Source organism: Bacillus sp. GMa5/1, assembly GCF_050172015.1.
Classification (GTDB): domain Bacteria; phylum Bacillota; class Bacilli; order Bacillales; family Bacillaceae_G; genus Bacillus_A; species Bacillus_A cereus.
Genome location: NZ_JBNLYC010000156.1, coordinates 1 through 9,213, shown reverse-complemented (window position 1 = coordinate 9,213; position 9,213 = coordinate 1). Strand labels below are relative to the sequence as shown.

Sequence of the window (9,213 nt, the reverse complement as noted above, 5' to 3'; positions counted from 1 at the left end):
TTGAATAGGAGATTATCATAATGCTTTGGAAAATATATTTAGTTATTGTAGCAATGTTAGCTATTATTTCGTTAGTAAGGGGCATGTTTCAAACACCAATTCAAAAGTTTGACTTTGTAGTTTCTATTATTACGTGGATAGGGCTCTTTGGTTTTGTATTTGATATACAAATATTAACCTCAATTGTTTGGAAATGTATCTTCTTGTTTAGCGTCATTTGGACTTTAACTGCAGTTTTTGTTTTTCGTTTATATGAAGAGCGAGATGAGCCGTTACCTTTTATATTTAAAGTAATTGGAATTATTCCAACGCTTCCATTATATTACGGATTATATCAATATGCATTTTAAAAAAGACAACGATGGATTATCCCATCATTGTCTTTTTTACTTTGCTTCTTACATAAATCATCCCAGCAAATGTTAATAAAAATGCTGTCCCGATAATGAAGCTGATGCTAGGTGATGCTCCGATTGCGCCGACTGTAAAGGAGCCAGCAACAACTCCTAACGAGAAGAAGGCATAAAATAATCCGAATGCCTTTCCGCGATTATCGTCTGTAGTATTTTCAACGAGTAAAGCGTTAATAGACGGGAAGAGGATTGCGAATCCAATTCCATAAATTATCATTACGATAAAGAGCATACCTTTTGTAGCAAATAATCCGAGTAAAGATAATGCGAATGCCATAACTGCAATTCCGATTAGCATTAGTTTCGAACGATTAAATCGATCGTAAATACGATTTGTTGGAAGCAAGAAGAAGAGGATAGCAGTTATACCAAATACACTTAACATCATGCCTGTTGTGGATGCTTTAAGCGCTAATGCCTCAACTTTTACTGGTAACATATAAGTGACAATTCCTTGTGAAAACATTAATGTGAAAGCACCAATATATGCTTGTAATAACGGTTCTGATTTTAAAAGTTCAACCATATCTTCTTTGTTCATCATTTGCGTTCTTGATGTATCTTTTCTTGATACGTTATTTGGTAAGAAGAATAGAGATACGATCGTACCAAGAGCCATTAAAATAGAAATAGTAATGAAGACCCATTCTACGCCAGCTGTTGCTTTCATAATACCGCTGAAAGCCGGTCCTACGATTGCGGCTGTTCCAACAGCAGCACCAGATAGAGCCATTGCTTTTCCTTGTCTTTTTGCATTTGTTTGTTTTGATAAAAATGTAAAGGCAGCAGGAATTAAAAAGCCATCACTAAATCCATGCATAAAGCGAACAACTAATAGTTGTTCACCACTTTGAACAACGGTGTATAACAAGACTATGAAACTCGTAATTCCCATGCTTATATAAAGGATTTTTTTTGCACCAAATTTATCGACAGCTGCTCCAGCAATAATATTACCGATCATATTAGCGAATGAGTACATACCGACAACTAGCCCGATAATAAGAGGGGTTCCTCCAAGGCTTTGAGCGAAAGTACTCATAATAGGTAATTGTGAAAATGTATCTAAAAATGCCACGATAACGATAAAGTAAATAAAATATTTCAAGCGATATTCACCTCTCCTATGCTATTATGGCATAATGCTAATTTCACCTGCAATGAAATTGAATTAACAGATGTGGAAAAAAGTACAAAGTGACAAAATATTGAACGTTATTTGTAAAAAATTAGTAGAGATGCGATTGTTTTTTTGAAATATATGGATAGAAGTATTATAATAGAATTGTAAACTTCACCAGGTTAAGTATATACATAGAGAGGGATGTATAAAATGAAAGCACTACTTTGGCATAATCAACGTGATGTACGAGTAGAAGAAGTACCAGAACCAACAGTAAAACCAGGAACAGTGAAAATCAAAGTTAAATGGTGTGGTATTTGTGGGACAGACTTGCATGAATATTTAGCAGGGCCTATTTTTATTCCAACAGAAGAACATCCATTAACACATGTGAAAGCACCTGTTATTTTAGGTCATGAGTTTAGTGGTGAGGTAATAGAGATTGGTGAAGGAGTTACATCTCATAAAGTGGGAGACCGCGTTGTTGTAGAACCAATTTATTCTTGTGGTAAATGTGAAGCTTGTAAACATGGACATTACAATGTTTGTGAACAACTTGTTTTCCACGGTCTTGGCGGAGAAGGCGGCGGTTTCTCTGAATATACAGTAGTACCAGAAGATATGGTTCATCACATTCCAGATGAAATGACGTATGAACAAGGTGCGCTTGTAGAACCAGCAGCAGTAGCAGTTCATGCAGTACGTCAAAGTAAATTAAAAGAAGGGGAAGCTGTAGCAGTATTTGGTTGCGGTCCAATTGGACTTCTTGTTATCCAAGCAGCTAAAGCAGCAGGAGCGACTCCTGTTATTGCAGTTGAACTTTCTAAAGAACGTCAAGAGTTAGCGAAATTAGCAGGTGCGGATTATGTATTAAATCCAGCAACTCAAGATGTGTTAGCTGAAATTCGTAACTTAACAAATGGTTTAGGTGTAAATGTTAGCTTTGAAGTAACAGGTGTTGAAGTTGTACTACGACAAGCGATTGAAAGTACAAGCTTCGAAGGACAAACTGTAATTGTTAGTGTATGGGAAAAAGACGCAACAATTACTCCAAATAACTTAGTATTAAAAGAAAAAGAAGTTATTGGTATTTTAGGATACCGTCACATCTTCCCAGCTGTTATTAAATTAATTAGCTCTGGTCAAATTCAAGCAGAGAAATTAATTACGAAAAAAATTACAGTCGATCAAGTTGTTGAAGAGGGATTTGAAGCACTTGTAAAAGATAAAACACAAGTGAAAATTCTTGTTTCACCTAAATAAGATAGAATCGAATAGAGTAGCCCTTTTCTAGAAATAGAAGAGGGCTACTTTTTTTCTATACTGAAAGGTGATAGACTTTCCTTTGACTAAATGTATTTTTGTTTGGAAGGGAGAATCTAATGCTTTCATTTTTGTTAACTTTAAAGCGAATGTTAAGAGCCTGTTTACGAGCGTGGAAAGATAAAGAATTTCAAGTATTATTCGTATTAACAATTTTGACTTTAATATCGGGTACGATTTTTTATAGTACAGTTGAAGAATTACGTCCTATTGACGCTTTATATTTTAGTGTGGTCACGTTGACGACTGTCGGTGATGGGAATTTTAGTCCGCAAACTGATTTCGGAAAGATATTTACAATCTTATACATATTTATTGGGATTGGATTAGTGTTTGGATTTATTCATAAGTTAGCAGTTAATGTACAATTGCCAAGTATATTATCGAATAGAAAAAAAGAGTAAAGCGTTCAGATGCTTTACTCTTTTTTTACATTAGTTTAGACAAGCCTTAATAATAGTTTATTAAAATGAAAGTGTATTCATTCATTATATTCACTGTGTATAAAGTTATAATGATATGAACATTTGCATATTTTAATTTATTGATAGAAATTTCGTGAAAGGTGGGATATTCTAGTCATAGGTTAACCGGACGACATCATAGGATCCTAACAAAATGTTTACAATAATTCAATTATAAAATGGAGGATTTTATATGAAAAAGAAAGTACTTGCTTTAGCGGCAGCTATTACATTAGTTGCTCCATTACAAAGTGTTGCATTTGCTCATGAAAATGATGGGGGACAGAGATTTGGAGTTATTCCGCGCTGGTCTGCTGAAGATAAACATAAAGAAGGCGTGAATTCTCATTTATGGATTGTAAACCGTGCAATTGATATTATGTCTCGTAATACAACACTTGTAAAACAAGATCGAGTTGCACTATTAAATGAATGGCGTACGGAGTTAGAGAACGGTATTTATGCTGCTGACTATGAAAATCCTTATTATGATAATAGCACATTTGCTTCACATTTCTATGACCCTGACAATGGGAAAACTTATATTCCGTATGCAAAGCAGGCAAAGGAAACTGGAGCTAAGTATTTTAAATTAGCTGGTGAGTCTTACAAAAATAAAGATATGAAACAAGCATTCTTCTATTTAGGATTATCTCTTCATTATCTAGGGGATGTAAACCAACCGATGCATGCAGCAAACTTTACGAACCTTTCGTATCCACAAGGGTTCCATTCTAAATATGAAAACTTTGTAGATACGATAAAAGATAACTATAAAGTAACGGATGGAAATGGATATTGGAACTGGAAAGGTACGAATCCAGAAGATTGGATTCATGGAGCGGCAGTAGTTGCGAAACAAGATTACGCTGGCATTGTAAATGATAATACGAAAGATTGGTTCGTGAGAGCTGCTGTATCACAAGAATATGCAGATAAATGGCGCGCTGAAGTTACACCAATGACAGGTAAGCGTTTAATGGATGCACAACGTGTTACTGCTGGATATATTCAGCTTTGGTTTGATACGTACGGAAATCGTTAAGTATTTAAAAAAGGTCAAATCTCAGAATAGAGTATTTGGCCTTTTTATCACTATACAATACATGGAGGTATGAAACGTGAAAGGTAAATTGCTAAAAGGTGTACTTAGCTTAGGTGTTGGTCTAGGAGCTTTATATAGTGGAACGTCAGCTCAAGCAGAAGCGTCTACAAATCAAAACGATACATTAAAAGTGATGACGCATAATGTATATATGCTATCAACAAACTTATATCCGAACTGGGGACAAACTGAGCGTGCTGATTTAATCGGGGCGGCAGATTATATAAAGAATCAAGACGTAGTTATATTAAATGAAGTGTTTGATAATAGCGCATCAGATCGTTTATTAGGGAATTTGAAGAAAGAATATCCAAATCAAACAGCAGTATTAGGTCGTAGTAGTGGAAGTGAATGGGATAAAACGTTAGGAAACTATTCATCTTCAACTCCTGAAGATGGTGGCGTTGCGATTGTGAGCAAATGGCCAATCGCTGAAAAGATTCAATATGTATTTGCAAAAGGATGCGGGCCAGATAATTTATCGAATAAAGGATTTGTATACACGAAAATTAAGAAAAATGATCGCTTTGTTCATGTAATTGGTACGCATTTGCAAGCGGAAGATAGTATGTGCGGAAAAACTTCACCTGCATCTGTACGTACAGACCAATTAAAAGAAATTCAAGACTTTATTAAAAATAAAAATATACCAAATAATGAGTATGTGTTAATTGGTGGTGATATGAACGTAAATAAAATAAATGCAGAGAACAAGAATGACTCAGAGTATGCATCTATGTTTAAAACATTGAACGCTTCTGTACCATCTTATACTGGACATACAGCAACTTGGGACGCAACGACAAACAGTATTGCAAAATATAATTTCCCTGATAGTCCTGCTGAGTATTTAGATTATATTATTGCAAGTAAAGACCATGCGAACCCATCGTATATAGAGAATAAGGTGTTACAGCCGCAATCTCCACAATGGACTGTTACATCATGGTTCCAAAAATATACGTATAATGATTACTCTGATCATTATCCAGTAGAGGCGACTATTTCTATGAAGTAGTTTCAAAAAGTTTCTTCGTAAAGAAGAAACTTTTTTTATTTGCAAACAGGAAAATCACACTTTCTTTCCAATATGTATAAGACATATTGAGAAGAGGAGAGAAAAATGTGGATCGAGGAATTTTTAAAGAAGTTCCATTACCGTGTGCATTTTTGGATGAAGTGGCTTTAGATAGAAATATTCAATCGATTATAGAGTTAAGTGGAAATAAAAAGATTCGTATAGCGAGTAAATCGTTACGCTCTGTTCCGATTATGCAAAAGATACTAGCTGCAAATGATCGATTTCAAGGTATTATGTGCTTTTCACCTAGAGAGATTTTATTTTTAATAGAACAAGGATTTAATGATTTATTGCTTGGATATCCTGCTTACGATGAAAGAGCTCTGTATGAAATTAGTTTGTTAACAAAGAAAGGTTTCATTATAACTTGTATGGTGGATTGTGAAGAGCATATTGTGTATTTAGAAAACATTGCTGAGCAATCTAAAGGATGTTTTCGTGTTTGTTTGGATATTGATATGAGTAGTCGCTTCTTTCAATTTCATTTTGGTGTACAAAGGTCCCCAGTAAAAAATGTGCAGGATGCGTTGAAAGTAGTAGAAAAGGTGAGAAGGTCATCATATTTAATGTTAGATGGTGTAATGGGATATGAAGCTCAAATTGCCGGGGTGGGCGATTATATACCGAATCAATGGTTGAAAAGTAAAGTGATTTCGTATTTAAAGCAGAAATCAGTGCTAGAAGTTAAAGAAAGAAGAGAACATATTGTAAAAGCAATACAAAACATTGGTATTGAGCTAAGGTTTGTAAATGGAGGCGGAACAGGAAGCATAAAAACAACCGAGAAAGATAATTCAGTTTCAGAGATTACAATAGGTTCTGCTTTTTATTCTCCGAAGCTGTTTGATTATTATAAAGAGGTGAAATTTCATCCAGCGGTCGGATTTGCCTTACCAGTTGTGCGTAAACCAGTCCCGTTTATTTACACTTGCCTAGGTGGTGGATATATTGCTTCAGGAGCAGTTGGAAAAGATAAAGAGCCTGAAGTTTGGAGACCGAAGGGTGCAAAATTATTAGCTTTAGAAGGTGCTGGCGAGGTACAAACGCCAATTTTTTATAACGGCGAGGAACGAGTGGATATAGGAGAGACCATTTTGTTTCGTCATAGTAAGGCTGGTGAATTATGTGAACGCTTTCCTTTTTTGTATCGTGTTAAAAAAGGAGAGATTGTCGGGGAGTATTCAACATATCGGGGGGATGGCCAATGCTTTCTATAAAGGGACAAAAGTGGAGAAATTGGACAGGGAATGTAGAAGGAACGCCGCATTATACGATGTATCCAGAAAGTATACAAGATGTAGTAGAAGTTGTGGGGCTTGCGCGAAAAAAGGGAAAGAAAATTCGTGTTGTCGGTTCAGGACACTCGTTTACCCCCCTTGTGCAAACGGAAGAAGTTTTAGTTTCTTTAGATGAATTGAAGGGTATTGTGAATATTGATGCAGAGAAGATGGTTGCTGAAGTATGGGCAGGAACAAAGTTATATGATTTAGGGAAGTTACTTGAGGAAAAAGGTTATGCGCAAGAAAATTTAGGGGATATTGATTCGCAATCTATTGCAGGAGCGATTAGTACGGGGACTCATGGAACGGGTATTACCTTTGGGAGTTTATCAACACAAGTTATAGAGATTACGGCAGTTCTATCTAATGGTGAGAGTATAGTTTGTTCGGAAGCTGAGAACGTAGAATATTGGAGAGCGTTTCAGTTGTCACTTGGAATGTTAGGTATCATTGTAAAGATAAAATTGAAGGTTATTCCAGCGTATTCACTCGTTTATGAAAGTGAAAAACAGTCATTATCCACTGTAATGAACAAACTAGAAGAATATAAGAAGCATCGTCATTTTGAATTTTTCGTTTTTCCTTATTCTGATGAAGTACAAGTGAAACTTACGAACGAAACAACGAATAAAGGCAGTGATTTGAAATGGCATAAACTAAAGGTGGAGTTACTTGAAAATAGGATGTTCTCTTTACTATCTAAAGGATGTAAATGGTTTCCTTCTATAAGTAAAGGCGTGAGTCGGTTATCAGCTAAAGCTGTACCAAACACAAAAATAATTGGCCCGAGCTATGAAGTATTTGCTACATCACGTACGGTGCCATTTTATGAAATGGAGTATAGCATTCCTTCAAAGTATATGAGGACGGTTGTAGAAGAAATCTCAAATCTTATTGAAAAGAAAAAGTATAAGGTGCACTTCCCAATCGAATGCCGCTATGTGAAAGGGGATGATATATGGCTTAGTCCGGCCTATGGAAGAGATTCAGCATATATCGCTGTTCATATGTATAAAGGTATGAAATATGCTGCTTACTTTGGCGAAGTGGAAAAGATTTTTCTGAAGTATGAAGGGCGTCCACATTGGGGGAAAATGCATACATTATCGTATGAACAATTACAATATATATATCCAGAGTTTCATTCGTTTTTACAGGTGAGGAAATCTCTAGATGAACTTGGAATGTTTTTTAATCCTTATGCGGAGAAGTTATTTATCCCGCTATTTGTCAGGCAGTAAGACCCCTACCTCAAAATTCAGTGGAAGCAAAGAAGTTAGGTGAGGGCTAATTAAAGTTTCACATTATGTATATGAAAAAGGTGACAAATAATTATTTGTCACCTTTTTTTAGTGTAATTGCATTTCTTGTATGACTAATATGTTCATAAAATAGTAGTTTATCCCGGCTAAATACATGTAGTAAAACATGAATAATAAATAGGCCGTTAATGATGAATAAGAATAACAATGTAACGAGTAATACTAAAGGCTCTGTGTGATTTAAAATAGAGCTACTAGAAAGAATATAATTGATTCCGCCTAACGCAAAATAAAATATACCGTAGCGAATAAATAGTTCTTTTAATGTAATACGATTTGATTTTCCTTTCACGTGAATGCGAAGCAATGCTTTCCCAATTGTTTTTCCGTTAGTAAAGTATGGAATAATAATAAAGTAAATAAGGATTGAACACGTAATGAAAATGAGTTCATACATATTGGTGTAAGATTGCATATTAGAAACGAAGAAAGAATTTCCTTTGTTTTTAACGACAGGTACGACGATAGATAAGAAAATCCAATCAATTTGCATCGCGATAAGGCGACGAATGAATCCGACTGGTTTCGTTTCCAAATCAATATGACTATCTAACTCGTTTGTCTTCGGAAGGAAGTACGTAAATATTGGTGCAATGATAAAACCAATTACGCCACCTAATGTATTTAAAAACAAATCATCGATATCAAATAATCGGTATGCACAATTGTATATACCGTATAATCCAGTCACTTGTGTTAGCTCGAAAAATAGTGAAAGGAAAAAGGAAATGCAAATTGTTTGTAAGAAATTACGTCGGAAATAATAACGTAAGTAAATACCGAATGGAACAGTTAATAGAACGTTAAAGGCAACTTGTAAAAACGCAGACTCTTTTAATAAGTAGAAATAAGTAGCTGGTTTCGTTAAAACTGCCGATGTATGACTACTAATCTCTTGTATGAAATAAAATGGTGCGAGTTGCATGTGTTGTGTATTAGCCGGTTGTAGGCTACAAGTATCAAACGTTTGTGGCAACGGCAAAATAACAAGAAAATAGGCATTTAATAAGTAAAGTAATAATGAGTATAAAATAAATGAGCGCCATTTATTTAAATAACCGTATTTTCGATAATTAAATATTAAAAAAGGGATTAAAAGAAA

Annotated in this window: 9 protein-coding genes; 7 read left to right on the top strand and 2 right to left on the bottom strand. The window is 35.0% G+C overall.

Annotated elements, in window-relative coordinates:
* Positions 1–20 precede the first annotated feature (20 nt).
* The gene (locus ACQGSG_RS23440) at positions 21–350 is read left to right on the top strand and encodes a hypothetical protein (protein WP_000964467.1); all 330 of its coding nucleotides are present in this window, start codon (positions 21–23) and stop codon (positions 348–350) included.
* A gap of 16 nt (positions 351–366) precedes the next feature.
* Here the strand turns inward: ACQGSG_RS23440 and ACQGSG_RS23435 are convergent, their stop codons facing one another.
* A complete protein-coding gene (locus ACQGSG_RS23435) occupies positions 367–1,521 on the bottom strand; it encodes an MFS transporter (RefSeq protein WP_000873270.1) in 1,155 nt (384 codons plus the stop codon).
* A gap of 225 nt (positions 1,522–1,746) precedes the next feature.
* Here ACQGSG_RS23435 and bdhA point away from each other — a divergent pair, with 225 nt between their 5' ends.
* The 6 genes from bdhA (at position 1,747) to ACQGSG_RS23405 (ending at position 8,030) form a co-directional block, all read left to right on the top strand.
* The gene (bdhA, locus tag ACQGSG_RS23430) at positions 1,747–2,799 is read left to right on the top strand and encodes a (R,R)-butanediol dehydrogenase (RefSeq protein ID WP_000645827.1); all 1,053 of its coding nucleotides are present in this window, start codon (positions 1,747–1,749) and stop codon (positions 2,797–2,799) included.
* A 119-nt stretch (positions 2,800–2,918) separates the two neighbouring features.
* Positions 2,919–3,263, top strand: coding sequence for a potassium channel family protein (locus ACQGSG_RS23425; protein ID WP_000948209.1), 345 nt, complete (start codon positions 2,919–2,921; stop codon positions 3,261–3,263).
* A 253-nt stretch (positions 3,264–3,516) separates the two neighbouring features.
* On the top strand, positions 3,517–4,368 hold the full coding sequence (gene cerA / locus ACQGSG_RS23420) for a phospholipase CerA (RefSeq protein ID WP_000730997.1): 852 nt from the start codon (positions 3,517–3,519) through the stop codon (positions 4,366–4,368).
* 76 nt (positions 4,369–4,444) lie between these two features.
* On the top strand, positions 4,445–5,446 hold the full coding sequence (gene sph, locus ACQGSG_RS23415; protein ID WP_000676797.1) for a sphingomyelinase C: 1,002 nt from the start codon (positions 4,445–4,447) through the stop codon (positions 5,444–5,446).
* Positions 5,447–5,553: 107 nt separating this feature from the next.
* Positions 5,554–6,726: an amino acid deaminase/aldolase gene (locus ACQGSG_RS23410; protein ID WP_000373747.1), complete on the top strand. Its 1,173-nt coding sequence runs from the start codon at positions 5,554–5,556 to the stop codon at positions 6,724–6,726.
* Complete coding sequence (locus tag ACQGSG_RS23405; RefSeq protein WP_000948950.1) at positions 6,714–8,030, top strand: D-arabinono-1,4-lactone oxidase; 1,317 nt, start codon at positions 6,714–6,716, stop codon at positions 8,028–8,030. The genes ACQGSG_RS23410 and ACQGSG_RS23405 overlap by 13 nt, the downstream gene beginning before the upstream one ends.
* 91 nt (positions 8,031–8,121) lie before the next feature.
* On the opposite strand, the gene ACQGSG_RS23400 is transcribed toward ACQGSG_RS23405, so the two are convergent.
* On the bottom strand, positions 8,122–9,213 hold a 1,092-nt coding region (locus ACQGSG_RS23400; protein ID WP_426948139.1), incomplete at its 5' end, for a VanZ family protein.